Consider the following 15,166-nt stretch of genomic DNA (forward strand, 5'->3'; position numbering starts at 1 on the left):
ATTGCCATGTTGCTGCCTACCAGGACCGTCGAAAAGCCGTGGGGAAAGGACGTTCTGCCCGCGCCCTTCACCGCGCCGAAGGGCAAGCGGATCGGCGAAATCTGGTTCGAACCGCCCGCGCAGCTGCCGCAGCTGCTGGTGAAATACATCTTCACCAGCGAGAAGCTGTCCGTGCAGGTCCACCCCAACAGCGACCAGACCGAGGCGGACGGCATGGGCCGGCAGGGGAAGGAAGAATGCTGGGTGGTGGTGGATGCCGAACCGGGCGCGGCGCTGGGCATCGGCTTCACCGAAGAGATCGATGCGGAGGCGATGCGCCAGGCCGCGCTGGATGGCTCGATCGAGGGCAAGCTGGCCTGGCGCGAGGTGAAGAAGGGCGATTTCTTCTATATTCCCGCGGGCACGGTGCATGCCATCGGCGGCGGGGTGAGCATCATCGAGATCCAGCAAAATTCGGACATCACCTATCGCCTCTATGATTACGGCCGCCCACGCGAGCTGCATCTGGACAAGGGGATCGCGGTCGCGCGGCGCACGCCGCCCGATCCCGCGCTGCACCGCGTGCTACCGGCCGAGGGCGGGGAGCGGCTGGTGGACGGCCCCTATTTCCGGCTCGACTGGATCGACGGTGCTCCCTCCCCGGCGGTGGCCGCCAGCTATGCCGATGCGCCGCTGCTGGTGATCCCGCGGAAGGGCGAGGCGGTGGTGGCCGGCGAAGCCGTGGCCCCCCGCCAATGCGCCCTCGCCCCCCAACTGTCAGACATCCGCTTCGCCCCCGACGGCACCTGCCTGATCGCGCAGCCCTGTGAGGGCGGCGGGGATTAGGTGTCGGGAAGACCAGACCCGCACAGCAATGGCCCGCCATTGGACATCACCTTGTTACGCTGAGTTCCAATGCGAAGTGGAAAGCAGCCATTAGGCTTTCTCCGGTAATTCGGCACGATGACAAGGCAATTCGCAACTGCTTTACGCGCGTTCAGTGTCATGTTGCTTGCTGGCATTTCCACTGGCTGTGCACGTTGGGAGCCCGAAGCCAGCGGTCCCGCGCGACTCACTCGCGCTTGCCCATTAAAGCGCGCTCCCGCCGTTACGGACTACGGCGAGGCCGGCGTGTACGCGATGTATCATTACGTGGTGCAGGATGCCTCTGCCGAAGAAATCGCAGCATTCAAGAATGAACGGATTGCAGCTGGCTTTGCCGTTGCGGAGATCGTCATCAACCTCAATGGCAAAGACACGCTCTTCGTTCGTGGGGCCACAGCCATGCGTCGGCAGGCTGAGGTTGATCGCGAGTTTGCCGCCGCTTGCGAAGCGGGATCCGAGGACGTGTACCTGACGCACGTCTTTTATCAGCCCTTTGATCCCAACGAGGCAAATCCCACCGCGATACGGGTGAGGTAGGTTTCGGACCAGTGGGGGCTCGCCCTTCGTGTGTGGGCCGACCCAGGCGCCGCCGGCTTATAGGAGTGGCGACGAAGCAGTCAGGTGAAGGAGCAGTTGTAAAAGCTTCCCAGCATCGGGCGACACGAAGCGTCGAGCAAGAACGTGATTCCATCGTGTTCCTGATACTCTCCGTCCCATCAAACCGGCCCTCCTTGGCCAGCTGAAATACCTCTTCATGCTGGCGTCGCTGAGCGAATTGCGCAGCAGCTGGAAATCTGCCTTAAGTCAGTCAGGGTCTGAGATGATCCCGTTCGTGGTCGATCGTCAGGCTCCAGGGACTCGTATGGAGGACGCTCATTTGCTCTCTTGCTTTAGAACCAGAAGCCGCGCAGCGCTTGTATTCCTTGTCGTTGCCGGGCCCCTTACGAGCGGCTGTATGGCGGCGGCTACTGCAAAGGCGCGCGAAGCGGCGGTCGATTACTGCGCCAGCAAGGGGGCCCTCTTCGTGGAGGGTGAAGTCATCACCGATCACAATGCGCTGGTCTCAGACCTCATGCTGACGGGTGAATGTCTGTCACCGGGTGATCCGGGATACGAGGAAGCCGTGGCTAAATCGGACGCATCGCGATAACGCCCCGCAAGTCGCATATCGTATAGCTCCGAGGCAGCCCCTCGCGCTGGTGGAAGCCCGCAGGGATATGGCCGAACTGGTCCGCTGATATACTGCGGCAGGACCTCGGCCAAAATTAGCGGCCGATCGGGGGCGCTCGCTCTGTCACGCGGGAGGGCTGGAAGCGGACACGCCCGATCCCGCGCTGCACCGCGTGCTGCCGGCCGAGGGCCGGGAGCGGCTGGTGGACGGCCCCTATGTCCGGCTCGACTGGATTGACGGCGCGCCCTCCCCGGCGGTGGCCGCCAGCTATGCCGATGCGCCGCTGCTGGTGATCCCGCGGGAGGGCGAGGCGATGGTGGCCGGCGAAACCGTGACCCCCAGCCAATGCGCCCTCGCCCCCCACCTGTCAGACATCACCTTCGCCCCCGAAGGCACCTGCCTCATCGCCCAGCCCTGCGGGGGTGAGAGGTAGGGGCTGGGGAGAGCCCCGGTCCGGAGATGGCCCACGGTCGGGCTATTGGCTTGCTGCAATAAATGACCGGATTGCGTGAGAAGCAGCCATAGTCCTCTCCCCTTCAGGGGAGAGGGTTGGAAGAGGGGGAGTGAACGCCCCTACCTTTCTCAACTGCGGCTAGCAGACACATCAAGTCCCCATCTTCACTGGAGCGCGCAGGAGTTTTCTTTGATTTATTCGGCGGGTACGAGCGGTTGCTGTACCCATCGGCGGGTCTTACCGGTGGGCGATAATCGTGTAGATCGGCCGCATCCTCCCACCATATTGAAAGTCATGCCAAGTGATACTCTGCTGACCAAAGCCGAGGATGCCAAGGTATTCCTGCACCAGCAAGGGCGGCAGGCGAAACCAACCATCGCTGATCCCGTCCGGCCGGTCGGCCCGCGGCATAAAGCGCGGGGTCCGGCGGTATCGGCTCGCCAGCTTGCCGTATGGCGACAGGTCGGCAACGATCATGGTCTCGCGCGTCAACCGGGCTGCATTTTCCAGCGCGAGAAACGGATCGCGCAGATGCAGAAGGATGCTGCCAAACACGGATACGTCGACCGGTCCAATCGTCTGCGGAATGTCGTAAACGACGCCGTTGACCATTCGCGCTCGTGACTGGAATGCCCTGTGACATAACCAATAGCCATTGTTGATCCGGCGTAAATGTCGTCTCCGTTCCTGCCGCATACTGTCCGCATCGTTGGCGGCGAAGGGAACGATGTCCCAATCATAATCATCCGACAGATCGAACGAGACCACTTCCGCGCCTTGCGTTTCCATGTGGAAGCTGAGGATGCCCGACGCGGCGCCGACGTCCAGCACCCGTTTGCCGGCGAAGTTGAAGTTCCCGAGATAGGGACCTATCCGCCCACGGAGGTCCCACTCACCTTGGACGGGGCCATAACCAGGCACGTCCATGGAATGATAGAAGTAACATTCGTCCAGCGATTGTACGTCCCGCGGACGCGAATACGGGGGCTCAGACGTCAGAGTGTCGTTCATCATCGCCGCGTAGCGCGGCAAACACCGGCTGCCTACCGCTGAAATTGGCTGCACGCTCAAGGTTGACTATTCGGTCGACTTGCAGCGGCCCAGGGCGCCCTCGGTCGACCGATTGGTTTACCGCACATGCGTCACACAAGGCTCCGCAACGCCCGGCTGTTTCGGCAGGCCTGAGAACAGGAGGCCGTTTCGAGAGCCACCGCTACGTCGCTGCCATTCTGCAGGGAAAGGCATACCTTGGCCGACAGCTTCGAACCACAGGTTCACCAGAACCTGCCCTGATCGAACCCGCCCCTGCGCCTACCGCCCCTTCCACTCTGCCGGGCGCTTTTCGAGGAAGGCTGCCATTCCTTCCGCCTTGTCGTCCGTGCCGGCCAGCAGGTGGAATTCGCGGCGTTCCAGCAGCAGGCCCTGGTCCAGCGTGGTTTCGAAGGCTGCGTTGACCAGTTCCTTGGCCGCCAGCGCGGCGAGCGGGGGCATGGCGGCGATCTTTGCGGCGGTCTTCAGCGCTTCTTCCAGCAGATCGGCGGCGGGGACCACGCGCGCGACGAGGCCGCTGCGTTCCGCCTCCTGCGCGTCCATCATCCGGCCGGTGAGGATCAGATCCATCGCCTTCGCCTTGCCCACGGCGCGGGTGAGGCGCTGCGATCCGCCCATGCCGGGCACCACGCCCAGCGTGATTTCCGGCTGGCCGAATTTCGCCGTATCGGCGGCGATGATGAAATCGGCCATCATCGCCAGTTCGCAGCCGCCGCCGAGGGCGAAGCCGTTGACCGCCGCGATCCACGGCTTGCGCGTGGCCTTCACGAAGTGGCTGCTCCAGCGCGCGAACATGTCCTCGCGGTAGAAATCCGCCATCGGCATCTCCGCCATCTCGCGAATGTCCGCGCCGGCGGCGAAGGCCTTCTCGCCCGCGCCGGTCACCACCGCGCAGCGCTGCGCCGGATCGGCCTCGAAGGCGGCGAAGGCGGCGATCAACTCTTCCAGCACGGCGCTGCTGAGCGCGTTCAGCGCCTTGGGGCGGTCGAGCGTGACCAGCGTCACCGCGTCGCGCCGTTCGACGCGGATGTGTTCGAATTCGGCCATGGGGCCTCCTTTTCCTTTCCTGCGCGGCGAGGATAGCGGAAGGCGGCGGCCGGTGCGAGGCGCCCCCTCGCGGGGGGACGCCTCAGCCGGCGGCCTAGCGCCCTACGCCGACATATTTGATGCCGAGATCGGCGACTTCCTTCTTGTCGTACACATTGCGCAGGTCGACCAGCACGAGATCCTTGAGCGCCTCGCGCACGCGCTTCAGATCCAGGCCGCGCAGCTCGTCCCACTCGGTGATCAGGGCGACGCAATTGGCCCCTTCCACCGCCTCATAGGGCGAGGCGCAATATTCGACATTCTGCAGCACCTGCCGCGCCTGCTCCAGCCCTTCGGGATCGTAGGCGCGGATCGTGGCGCCGGCATCCTGCAGCGTCTGGATGATCGAGATGGACGGCGCATCGCGCATGTCGTCGGTGTTGGGCTTGAAGGTGAGGCCGAGGAGCGCGATCGTCTTGCCGCGCACGTCCCCGCCCAGTGCATTGATGATCTTGCGGCCCATGGCGCGCTTGCGATCCTCGTTCACGGCAACCACCGCTTCCACGATGCGCTGCGGCGCTTCGTAATCCTTGGAGGTCTTGAGCAGCGCCAGCGTGTCCTTGGGGAAGCAGCTGCCGCCATAGCCCGGGCCGGCGTGGAGGAACTTGGAGCCGATGCGATTGTCGAGCCCGATGCCGCGGGCGACATCCTGCACGTCGGCCTCCACCTTCTCGCACAGATCGGCGATTTCATTGATGAAGGTGATCTTCGTCGCCAGGAAGGCGTTGCCGGCGTATTTCGTCAGCTCGGCCGAGCGGCGGCTCATTTCCACGATCGGCGACTTGTTGAGGTGCAGCGGGCGATAGATCTGGCGCATCACCTGCCGGCCGCGCTCGTCATCGCCGCCGATCACGATGCGGTCGGGCCGCTTGAAGTCGTCGATCGCGGCGCCTTCGCGGAGGAATTCGGGGTTGGACATCACGGTGAAATCGGCGCCCGGATTGGTTTCGCGGATGATCCGTTCCACCTCGTCGCCCGTGCCCACGGGCACGGTGGACTTGTCCACGATGACCGTGAAGCCATCCAGCGCGCGGGCGATATCCTCCGCCGCGGCATAGACGAAGGAGAGGTCGGCATGGCCATCGCCGCGGCGCGAAGGCGTGCCCACGGCAATGAACACCGCGTCCGCCCGCGCCACCGCCGGCGCGAGATCGGTGGTGAATTCCAGCCGCCCCGCCTCGACATTGGTGGCGACGAGCTGGTCGAGGCCGGGTTCGTAGATCGGGATCTTGCCGTTCAGCAGCGCCTCGATCTTGCTGGCATCCTTGTCCACGCAGGTCACATTGTGGCCGAAATCGGCAAAGCAGGCGCCGGAAACCAATCCAACGTAACCAGAACCGATCATCGTAATGTGCATGAGCTTCTCCAAGAATCTGCGTGCCGGGGCCGCGCTGGGTGACCGCCTACTGTTGCTGTAAGACAAATTGAAGAGGGAAGTCCCGAGGGGGAAAACGCCCCGTACTCAGGACCCTCGGCGGGGTGCCGCACCCTCAGAAAGCGTTGCGATGCATCAGCACCAGGAAGGTGCGCATCAGGATCGAGAGTTCGCCCACCAGCGACCAGTTGCCGACATATTCGAGGTCGGCCTGCAGCCGCCGTTCCAGATCGACCCGCTGCTCCGTCGCGCCGCGAAAGCCGCGCACCTGCGCCAGGCCGGTGATGCCGGGCTTCAGCGAATGGCGCAGCCAGTAGCGATGGTCGACTTCCCAGAACAGCGCATCGCCGGCCAGCGAGCCCAGCGCATGCGGGCGCGGGCCGACCAGGCTCATGTCCCCCTTCAGCACATTGAACAGCTGCGGCAGTTCATCGATGCTGGTCTTGCGGATGAAGGAGCCGACGCGGGTAATGCGATTGTCCGTCCGGCTGGTGGAACGCGCGCCGCGGCTGTCGCAATCCTCCACCCGCATGGAGCGGAACTTCATGATCTTGAACAGCTTGTTCCCGCGCCCCACGCGGTCCTGCTTGAACAGCACGGGGCCGCGGCTGTCGAGCTTGATGGCCACCGCCACGAAGGCCAGCAGCGGCGCCAGCCCGATCAGCACCGGCACGGTAATGGCGAGGTCCAGCGCCCGCTTGAGCGCCCGGTTGCTGGTGTTGAGCGGCCCGCGCGAGACGACATGCGTCATCTTGCCGTTGAACTTGCCGAGGCCGAGGATCCAGCTGCTTTCCTCTTCCCGCAGGATGATCTCCCCGTCCACGGCGGCGCCGCGCAGCAGCAGCGTCCAGGCATAGTGCCGATCGGGGGGGCAGAGCACCATCACCCGTTCGAACCCCGCCACGGCCACGCCGATCCGGTGCAGCATGCCGGGATCGCTGAGATCCGGGTGCAGGCCCAGATCGCGCGTGCGGATCATGAATTGCGGGTCGGGCCCTTCGAACGGCACCTCGTCCACGATCAGCAGTTCGTTCTGCAGCGATCCTTCGCGCGGGCGGACCAGGTGGCGATAGAACAGCGACCGGCTGGCATAGAGGAAGACGAAGCCGCCCAGCGCACCGACGCCGAATTGCAGCCGGGAAGTGAGCGTGCCCGACTTGGTGACGAAGAAGAACAGTACCGCGATCAGCAGGGCGTAGGTCAGGCAGATGAAGGCCTTGCGCCGATTGGCCTTGGGCTCGTTCAGCGCGTGCTTGGAATAGACTTCTGCTGCAACTGCGAAGGCGAAATAGGTGACGCAGACCAATGCAGCGAGGCCGAGGCTGGAGAACATCTCCGGCGTGCGGGGGAATACCAGCCCGGCGAGGAGGAAGCCGAGCGTGATCGCGAACAGATCACCGCAGAGCAGGGCAAGATACAACTGGAGCCTGAGGGTCCGCTTCGATTTCACCGGAGTGAGCGTGCTCAGCGGCACCGTCGCAAGATCCATTGTAACTCCCCACGAAGCCAGCCAGCCCCCTCACGGCTGGACTTGCCATGCGGACCCGCCGGATCACGCGCAGCCCACATCATCTCTTGTGCACCTACAGCAATTATTGCGCCTGCACAAAGATTCGAATGCGCAATACCGCATTTACGGAGCGCATCGTCCCGAAACGAGGCATGACGCAGAGCAGCGGGAACCTTGCGGGGAGGAGGTGCAGGTGCTCGTTTTTCCGGCGGCTGGGCGTATCAGGGCCGAGAAGCTGGCGCGGGATCCCCGCCTGCGCGGGGATGACGAACAGGGGGCGAGGCTTCCTTGAAGGGCGCCAGCCGCAGCCCTTTCCCTCGTCATTCCCGCGTCGGCGGGAAGCCAGGAGCGGTCATGCCAGCCGCCCCCCAGCCAGAGACCGTTCAGCGGGGAATGACTAAAGCCGGACTCAGGTCAGGAAAACGGCGAGAATCCCCGCGATGGCCAGTGCCATGGCCCCGTAGCCTGCCATCTTCGAAATCCACTGGATCGTTTCTTCCAGCGACTGGTCGGCGGCTGTACGGGCAGAGACATCGGCCGGCGTATCCCGGAAGGCCGTGAATCTCGGCGGGGCATCATCGTGAAACATGAAGGCGACCCTTTCCCTGTTGCGGTCTTTTTCCTATCGGAAATGTATTAACCAATTTATTTCAAGACAACCAGCGGAATTCTGGAAACATCGCCGGTTATTTCGGGCACATTTGCTGCAACGCAGAATGTTCCGTATATCCTGCACTTCAAGCCTATGAAACTGTTGGCTTGTGCAGTGCAATATACGCAGCATCTCGGCGAAAGCGTTGACGGCAATCAAACTGCGCTTGCCCCATTAACGATCTTTTAGGGCTAAGGTTTCACCTGCTCTTAGGATCGTGGCGATAAAATCGCACCTATGATGCCAGCCACTCACGCCGCCCTGTATCGGATCGAACGTACGGAAGACCGCGTGCCGGTCGCCCGCCCTTCCACCCTGCGCGGGCCGAACGGCGATCCGGGCGATGTCCTGATCGAAGATCTTTCCACCACCGGCTGCCGGCTGGCGACCGCCACCGATCATGCGATCGGTGATGAGGTCATGATCGGCCTGGCCGGTGTGGGCATCCGCCAGGCGCAGGTGGTATGGGCGGAGGAAGGGCACATCGGCTGCGCCTTCGACGAGCCGCTTTCGCTGAACGATATCCAGAAGACGCGCTTTGCCGAAACGGTGGCCGAAGGGCGTTTCGGCAACCTGCCCACCGCGGCCGAAGAGGATGCCGAAGACGGCGCGCAGGGAAGCGATTTCTCGCCCCGCATGCGGCTCGCCATCATCGGCAGTCTGGCGGTCGCCTCATGGCTGGCGATCGGCGGCGTGGCGGCGGCGGGGCTCGCGCTCGTTCAGGGCTGAGCCGCCCGCCCGTCCGTCACCGGGCGGGATCATCCGCAAGCACAGGCTGTCCCGGCACCGGCCGAGGGATCACCCCGGCCTGCGCTCTCCCGTGTAGCCACTGAGTTTGGCGAGTGCCTGCTGCTCGCGCAGGCGGCGCTCCCACCGGGCGCGGCGGTGGAGGCCCAGCCCGGTCAGCACGGCGGGCCAGGAGATGGTCAGCAGGATGTCGTCCAGCGCATCGCGCCCCGTCCAGGCGGGATCGCCCAGATAATCGAACAGCTCATGCGCCACGGCGACGGCGATCACCACCTTCAGCGCCCGGATCGAGGCGCGGCGGGTGCGCAGCGCATATTGCACCAGCACGTAGATCGCGAGGCCCGCATGGACGTGGAGGATGGAATGGCTGGCGCCGACGGAGTCCGCAAAATCGGACAGCAGGTCGTGGTAGGCGTGGAAGATGTCCATGCCTCCGGCGTAGGGCCGGGTGGTTAATTTTGGGTAAGGGCCGGCGGCGCTGCGCGCCCCCTTTCATCACCCCCCCTTGCGCCATCCCCGCGCAGGCGGGGATCCCGCGCCAAGCCCTCGGCCCGGAAATGGCCCACGCGGTGTCAACTGGATTCCCGCCTGCGCGGGAATGACGAGGGGTGGGGAGTTGAGCTCGTCGGCTCATTTCCTCTCCCTCTTCTCGCAATCCGTCGCAGTCTATTTGGGTATTCGGTAGGTGAGCCGGGTCCGACCCCCACCCTCGTCACCGCCGCGAAGGCGGCCCCCTCTTCGTCATCCCCGCGCAGGCGGGGATCCCGCGCCAAGCCCTCAGCCCGAATGGCCCGCGCGGCGCCGGCTCGATTACCGCCTGCGCGGGAATGACGAGGGAGAGGTGCGGGGCCGGCCCTCCCTCGCCCCGCCTCCCGCGCCCGACGCGCCTCAGGCCGGAAGTGCCAGCGCGCGCAATGCGGTGATGATCGTCCTGCGCCCGGTCGTGTTGCTGGCATTGACCACGATATAGCCCTGCTGCCCTTCCGGGACGGTGACCGTCAGGCTGGCCGTGGCCGGAGCGGCAGAGGTGAAGCTGGCCGGGCCTGCCAGCGGGCCGACCGTGGAGCCGGTGTTCACATTCATCACCTGGAACGCCCCGGCGGTGCCATCCGGCGCGGAATAATCGAAGGCGATCTGATAGGTGCCGGGCGGCAAGGGCGCGTCGCGAACCCAGCGATTGGCCTGCCCGTTGACGCCGGTGATGATCCAGCTTTCCCCCGGCAGCGCCGCCGGCCCGGGTACGCCGGAGGATGGATGCGTGCGCGTCCAGCCCGCAGGGGCGGCCGGGTTGCTGGCCGAGGCATTCGTGAAGCTTTCGGCAAAGGGCGCCCAGGCCGGAGGCGGATCGGGCTCTGTCAGGCCGAAGGTCAGCACCCGCTCCGCCGCGATGGTACCGATAACGCCGGCGGTATCGAACTCGTTATAGGTTTTCGTGCGGGCAAGCCGCCGCGCGGAGATGCGGGTGAATTGCGGCTGCGATGGTGCATTCGTCACCTGGCGGACGGTGTGGCCGGTGATCGGGTTGCGCAGCACGAGATCGAACGGCTTGGCGATGGCGCAGATGCTGTCGTCCCCGGGAATATCGCTCCAGCTTGCGCCCCCATCCGTGCTGAACCGGCAGAAATCCGGGTGCATGATCAGCATGCCCAGCGTCCGCGTGCTGACCACCCCGGCCGAGGAAGCAGCGATCGCTTCCTGCACCGCCCCCTGCCCGGACAGCGAGAACTGGCGCGAGATGGCGATTTCGGTGCCATTGCTGAAGCGGATCACCGATTGCTGGTCGAACTCGAAAGCGGGCACGAAGCCGGCTTGCGAAAGATCGGTGCCGGTATAGCTGACCAAAGTCTCGCCCCCGTGCCACGATCCGCCATATTCTGGGATGGCGGCAATCTGGAAGGCATAGTCCCAGGCTCCGACATCGGCCCCCAGCACAGTGCCGGCGGTGGCCGGATCGCCCTCGACATCCGCGAGCGCATAGACCGCGGTCATCCGCCAGGCCTCCCACGGCGCACCCAGGTTCGGAAATCCGCTTCCGCCGGTGTTGCGCTGGAATCGCAGCGCCACGGCCCCCAGCGCCGGATGCGGGGCCAGCGCATAGGCCAGATCCCCGTTCACCGGCGCGATGCGCACTGTGGCGGGCAGCGGCGTGGAAGCCTGCTGCCCGCCCAACGTCGGGCCGATCCCGATGCCCAGTGCCAGCATCAGTCCATCACCACCAGATCCGCGGCGGTGGTGCCGGTGGCGCGGATCATGGCGGCGCGAAACGGCAGCACGGCGCCGGCGGGCACGTTCTTCCAGACGGCCTCCCCGCCGCTCTCGTCGCTCAGCGCCAGGTCTCCGCCGCGGCCTACATAGATTGCCCGGGGCAGGAAGGGCAGCGGATCGGTGTCGCTCGGGATGGCGCCGACGGCGCGGGTTGCGGGGGCACTCAGGCCGGGGGCGTGGCGCAGGAACCGGTCTTGCATCGATGTCCTCCAATAGGGGCGATTCGTCTTTCGACGGAAAGTGCCGTATTGGTTAAAATCCTACATTGCAACTAACCTGTTACGCGTTTCCTCGTAGGCACGGAGGCGGGCGGCTTGCCCGCTTCGAGACGGCGGCTGGTGAGCAGGGGCGTGCGGACGCGATACCGTTCGGCGATTAGGGCCACCGTCACCATCAGCAGGATGTTCAGGGTGAAATCGGTGTTGAACAGCACCGATTCGGTCAGGCTGATGCCCGCCACGCCCACGATCATGGAGGAGAGCAGCGCCGTATCCTTCGGCGGAATGTGCCGGGCGAAGCATTTCAGCAGGGGGATCACCAGCGTGCTGCCCACCACCAGCACCAGGCCGGGCAGGCCGATGGAGGTCCACACATCCAGATAACCATTATGGCCCGTCAGGATGTTGCGCACCCAGTCTTCATGCGAGAGCGCATAGATCGGGCTGCGATCGCCCACGCCCCAGAAGGCGCCATATCCGGTGCCCAGCAGCCAGTGATCGTGCAGATAGCGGGCCAGCGCCTCCCAGATCGCGCCGCGCCCGGTGAAGGCATCGGGATCGTGCAGCGCATTGCGGAAGGGGGCGATGATCCTGTCGTAGGACAGCGCCAGCCCGACGATGGCATAACCTGCAAGGGGCACGAGGAACACGCGAAAGCTGCGGTTGTAGAGCGCCACCACCCCGCAGGAGAGGGCGATGGCGAGGATGCCGAGCGAGGTCTTCGACTGCGTCTTGTAGAGCAGGAAGACCGCCAGCAGGATCACCACCCCGCGCAGCACCAGATGGCGGCGGCGGAAGCGGCTGAAGGCGAAGAACAGCACGGTGACGAGGCAGAACTGCCCGCAGGCGTTCTTGTCGATGAACACGCCGCGCCAGGTGCCGCCATAGTTCTTCTCGGTCAGCACCGACATATACTGCACGCCCACGCTGGGGATCAGCGTGCACACCACCAGCGACATGACCAGCGCCACCGCCAGCAGCACGCGCAAGGTGGAGATGCTCCGCTCGTAGCCGACCTGCCGCACGGTGAGGAAGGCGGTGAAGGTCACCGTGGTCAGCAGCGCGGCGCGGCGGATCGTATCTGCCGGGGAGATGGACCACACGACGCTCAGCCAGGTCCAGCCCAGCGCCACCACCAGGCTGGCGGGGAGGACCAGCAGCCGTGCCGGGTTCTTCCACGGCTGCGCAGCGACGAGGGCGAGGCCTAGCGCCCCGAGGAAGGCTGTCTGGTTGACCACGCTGCCCGCGCTGCCCGCCAGCGCCAGCGTGCCGCCGGCCAGCAGGAAATTGCCGAACAGCGCCATGGTGAGGAACAGGACCATCGCGGCAAGCGCCAGCGGATTGCCGCTCGATCGACGGAATGGAGGAACGTCTCCCACGGTCGGAGCGAAGCGGGAATTCATCCTGCAGCACGCATAATCGAAGCGGTCCTGTCCTTCAACGCGGGTCGCCCGCGGGATAGCACGTTTCCTCGCCCCAATTGCTAACGGCCCGTTAACCACTTCTCATAACCGCATGGAGACCCTGTCTGCTGCACAAGCCTCCCCAGGCAGCGAGGAGGCTATCGTGCTGAACAGAGTCATCGCACTTGCGGCCGGGGTCGCCCTCGGACTGTCAGCCACGCCAGCGCTAGCATCACAGCAGCCGGCATTCATCCCCTTTGGCGAGACGGCGGATGCACCGGCGGGCTTTCTCGAAATGTGCGTGCGCGATGCCGCGCAATGCGCCGCACCCGGATCGCCTGCCCTCCCGCCCCATCGCGCGCCGGATCAGCTGGTGCCGCCGCCGATGATTCTGGCCGGATGCGTGGATGAATTCTTCGCCGGAGCAGGCGCCGAAGCATCCCCATACACTTGCACCGCCGGTGCAACGCCGCAGTATTTCCGCAGCGCCAGCCTTGTAGTGCCGGCCACCGCGACCCCCGCAGACCTGGATTTCAGCCCCCCACGGGCGGAACCCGACAGCCGGCAGCTGCCGAAGCTCGTTCGCGAGATCAATCAGCGGGTCAACCGCTCGGTCCGCCAGCGCAGCGACCTGCAGCTCTTCGGCGTCGACGAATACTGGCAGCCCGCCGGCTTGGGCGCCGACGCCTTCGGCGACTGCGAAGACATCGCCCTGCAGAAGCGGGTCCAGCTGCTGCAGGAGGGCTTCGCTCCGGAGCGGCTGTTCCTGGCGGTGGTGTTCCGCAGCGGCGTCGGCCTGCACACCGTGCTGGTCGCGCGGCTGGACGATGGCGACGTCGTGCTCGACAGCGCGACCGGGATCGTCTGGCCCTGGCAGGACACGCCCTACAGCTGGCTGCGCGTCCAGTCGCCCGACCAGCCGATGCAGTGGTATCGCGTGGCGGCCGGGTAACTCACCCCCGCCTTCCCTCTCGTCAGCGCAGCTTTGCTTGCCCGGGCCGGGCCATCTGCTATTGGCGCGCCGCAGCAATTCAGGTTCCCATCGGGCTTTTCGCGCGCCCCGGCAAGACGAGTGACGCCTATGGATGCGGTTGAGCCGCCGCCCCTTCCCCGCCCTGCTCCTGAACCGCGAGCGGGCACCCTCTGGGCCATTCTCCTCCTCCTGATCCTCCTCATCGGAGGTGCAGTGGGCGGCGCCGTCGCCGCCTATATGGGCATCTTCGACAGCTATCTGTCCACGGCTCCGGCGGGCGGAGAGGGCCAGGCCGTCCTCGCCAGCGACGCTCCGCCGCCGCCGCCGGCCATCGAGCCGGTCGAGTTCCTCGACCTCGCCCCCGAGACGGCGAAGGAAATCAACGACAGCGTTCCCTTCACCACGGAGCCCGTGCCCGCCGCGGCTCCGCTCAGCCTCATCTTCTCGACGCCCGAGGACCAGCAGCGCGCGGCGGACTGCCTCGCCGCCGCAGCCTGGTACGAGGCGGGCAACGACACGGTGGGCGAAAGTGCCGTGGTCCAGGTCGTGCTCAATCGCCTGCGCCACGCGGCCTTTCCCAAGACCGTGTGCGGCGTGGTGTTCCAGGGTTCGGAACGGCAGACGGGCTGCCAGTTCACCTTCACCTGTGACGGATCGATGATCCGGCGCAGGCCATCCGCGTCGGCGTGGCTGGCCGCCCAGTCCATCGCCCTCACCGGAATGCGCGGTGTCGTCTTCCCGCAGATCGGCTGGGCCACGCACTACCACACCGATCAGGTGGTGCCCAACTGGAGCTCCAGCGTGGACAAGGTCGCGGCCGTGAAGACGCATCTGTTCTTCCGCTGGCGCGGCGCAAACGGCCGCCCCCGGGCCTTTCAGGCGCGCTATGGCGGCGGGGAGCCGATCGTGGCCGCCATGGCCGGCCTCTCGCCCGCGCATGGGGAGAAGACCGAAGCCGCAGATGATCCCGCACCGGTTTCCCTGGAAGCGGCACCGCTGACCGTCTCGGACGATCTGGCCGGCCAGGCGCCCGCCCAGCCGCCCCAGGTGAACCTGAGGGGCAGCACGCTGACGCGCGGCAACCGCGCCACCAATCTCTACGTGCTGCAGCTCGAGCCGGGCCAGCTTTCGGGATCGACGGCGCTGACAGGAGTGGAACTGTGCAAGGGGGTGCAAACCGCATGCACGGTCGCCGGCTTCGTGGGCCAGCCCGGCCGGGCGCTGGCCCAGTCGCTCGGCAAGGTCACCTTCCCCGACCGGAACCCCGATTTCTACTATTTCGTCGACCGGTCCCGCGGCCGGGAACGCGTGCTGTGGAACTGCAATCTGGTGAGCCGCACCGACCGGAGCCAGTGCCTTTCCGGCGCCTTCGAGGCGGAGGGCTGACCGCGCAGCCGA

16 protein-coding genes are annotated in these 15,166 nt (G+C 65.6%); 7 read left to right on the forward strand and 9 right to left on the reverse strand.

Going from position 1 to position 15,166, the window contains the following annotated elements:
- Positions 1 to 6 precede the first annotated feature (6 nt).
- The 4 genes from AEB_RS00325 (at position 7) to AEB_RS00340 (ending at position 2,468) form a co-directional block, all read left to right on the forward strand.
- The gene (locus AEB_RS00325) at positions 7 to 825 is read left to right on the forward strand and encodes a class I mannose-6-phosphate isomerase (RefSeq protein ID WP_119081297.1); all 819 of its coding nucleotides are present in this window, start codon (positions 7 to 9) and stop codon (positions 823 to 825) included.
- 294 nt (positions 826 to 1,119) lie between these two features.
- The gene (locus tag AEB_RS00330) at positions 1,120 to 1,401 is read left to right on the forward strand and encodes a hypothetical protein (protein ID WP_119081298.1); all 282 of its coding nucleotides are present in this window, start codon (positions 1,120 to 1,122) and stop codon (positions 1,399 to 1,401) included.
- A 418-nt stretch (positions 1,402 to 1,819) separates the two neighbouring features.
- Entirely contained in the window at positions 1,820 to 2,014 is a 195-nt protein-coding gene (locus AEB_RS18050) for a hypothetical protein (RefSeq protein ID WP_145985244.1), read from the forward strand.
- Positions 2,015 to 2,207: 193 nt separating this feature from the next.
- Complete coding sequence (locus tag AEB_RS00340; RefSeq protein WP_119081300.1) at positions 2,208 to 2,468, forward strand: hypothetical protein; 261 nt, start codon at positions 2,208 to 2,210, stop codon at positions 2,466 to 2,468.
- A gap of 258 nt (positions 2,469 to 2,726) precedes the next feature.
- Here AEB_RS00340 and AEB_RS00345 read toward each other — a convergent pair whose 3' ends face one another.
- The 5 genes from AEB_RS00345 to AEB_RS00365 form a co-directional block, all read right to left on the reverse strand.
- On the reverse strand, positions 2,727 to 3,500 hold the full coding sequence (locus AEB_RS00345) for a class I SAM-dependent methyltransferase (RefSeq protein ID WP_145985245.1): 774 nt from the start codon (positions 3,498 to 3,500) through the stop codon (positions 2,727 to 2,729).
- A gap of 300 nt (positions 3,501 to 3,800) precedes the next feature.
- Positions 3,801 to 4,586, reverse strand: coding sequence for an enoyl-CoA hydratase-related protein (locus AEB_RS00350; RefSeq protein WP_119081302.1), 786 nt, complete (start codon positions 4,584 to 4,586; stop codon positions 3,801 to 3,803).
- A 94-nt stretch (positions 4,587 to 4,680) separates the two neighbouring features.
- On the reverse strand, positions 4,681 to 5,982 hold the full coding sequence (locus AEB_RS00355; protein WP_119081303.1) for a UDP-glucose dehydrogenase family protein: 1,302 nt from the start codon (positions 5,980 to 5,982) through the stop codon (positions 4,681 to 4,683).
- A gap of 133 nt (positions 5,983 to 6,115) precedes the next feature.
- Entirely contained in the window at positions 6,116 to 7,489 is a 1,374-nt protein-coding gene (locus AEB_RS18495; protein ID WP_119081304.1) for a sugar transferase, read from the reverse strand.
- Between the two features lie 430 nt (positions 7,490 to 7,919).
- Complete coding sequence (locus AEB_RS00365; protein ID WP_119081305.1) at positions 7,920 to 8,099, reverse strand: hypothetical protein; 180 nt, start codon at positions 8,097 to 8,099, stop codon at positions 7,920 to 7,922.
- 300 nt (positions 8,100 to 8,399) lie between these two features.
- On the opposite strand from AEB_RS00365, the gene AEB_RS00370 reads away from it, so the two are divergent.
- Positions 8,400 to 8,891, forward strand: a complete 492-nt coding sequence (locus AEB_RS00370; RefSeq protein ID WP_119081306.1) for a PilZ domain-containing protein — start codon at positions 8,400 to 8,402, stop codon at positions 8,889 to 8,891.
- A gap of 69 nt (positions 8,892 to 8,960) precedes the next feature.
- Here the strand turns inward: AEB_RS00370 and AEB_RS00375 are convergent, their stop codons facing one another.
- The 4 genes from AEB_RS00375 to AEB_RS00395 all read right to left on the reverse strand — a co-directional run bounded on the left by AEB_RS00375 (position 8,961) and on the right by AEB_RS00395 (position 12,795).
- Positions 8,961 to 9,338, reverse strand: coding sequence for a hypothetical protein (locus tag AEB_RS00375; protein WP_119081307.1), 378 nt, complete (start codon positions 9,336 to 9,338; stop codon positions 8,961 to 8,963).
- Between the two features lie 459 nt (positions 9,339 to 9,797).
- On the reverse strand, positions 9,798 to 11,111 hold the full coding sequence (locus tag AEB_RS00385) for a hypothetical protein (protein ID WP_119081309.1): 1,314 nt from the start codon (positions 11,109 to 11,111) through the stop codon (positions 9,798 to 9,800).
- A complete protein-coding gene (locus tag AEB_RS00390; protein ID WP_119081310.1) occupies positions 11,111 to 11,374 on the reverse strand; it encodes a spike base protein, RCAP_Rcc01079 family in 264 nt (87 codons plus the stop codon). Before AEB_RS00390 ends, AEB_RS00385 begins: the two co-directional genes overlap by 1 nt.
- A 71-nt stretch (positions 11,375 to 11,445) precedes the next feature.
- Entirely contained in the window at positions 11,446 to 12,795 is a 1,350-nt protein-coding gene (locus AEB_RS00395; RefSeq protein WP_119081311.1) for an O-antigen ligase family protein, read from the reverse strand.
- A gap of 163 nt (positions 12,796 to 12,958) precedes the next feature.
- Between AEB_RS00395 and AEB_RS00400 the strand changes: the two genes are divergently transcribed.
- Together AEB_RS00400 and AEB_RS00405 are read left to right on the forward strand one after the other, a co-directional pair.
- Positions 12,959 to 13,747 (forward strand): transglutaminase-like cysteine peptidase, encoded by a 789-nt coding sequence (locus tag AEB_RS00400; protein ID WP_231958830.1) that lies wholly within the window; start codon positions 12,959 to 12,961, stop codon positions 13,745 to 13,747.
- Between the two features lie 234 nt (positions 13,748 to 13,981).
- Positions 13,982 to 15,154 carry a cell wall hydrolase gene (locus AEB_RS00405; RefSeq protein ID WP_172592945.1) on the forward strand — a complete coding sequence of 391 codons (1,173 nt, stop codon included), beginning with the start codon at positions 13,982 to 13,984 and terminating at the stop codon, positions 15,152 to 15,154.
- The last annotated feature ends 12 nt before the right edge of the window (positions 15,155 to 15,166 follow it).

Source organism: Altererythrobacter sp. B11, assembly GCF_003569745.1.
Lineage (GTDB): Bacteria > Pseudomonadota > Alphaproteobacteria > Sphingomonadales > Sphingomonadaceae > Croceibacterium_C.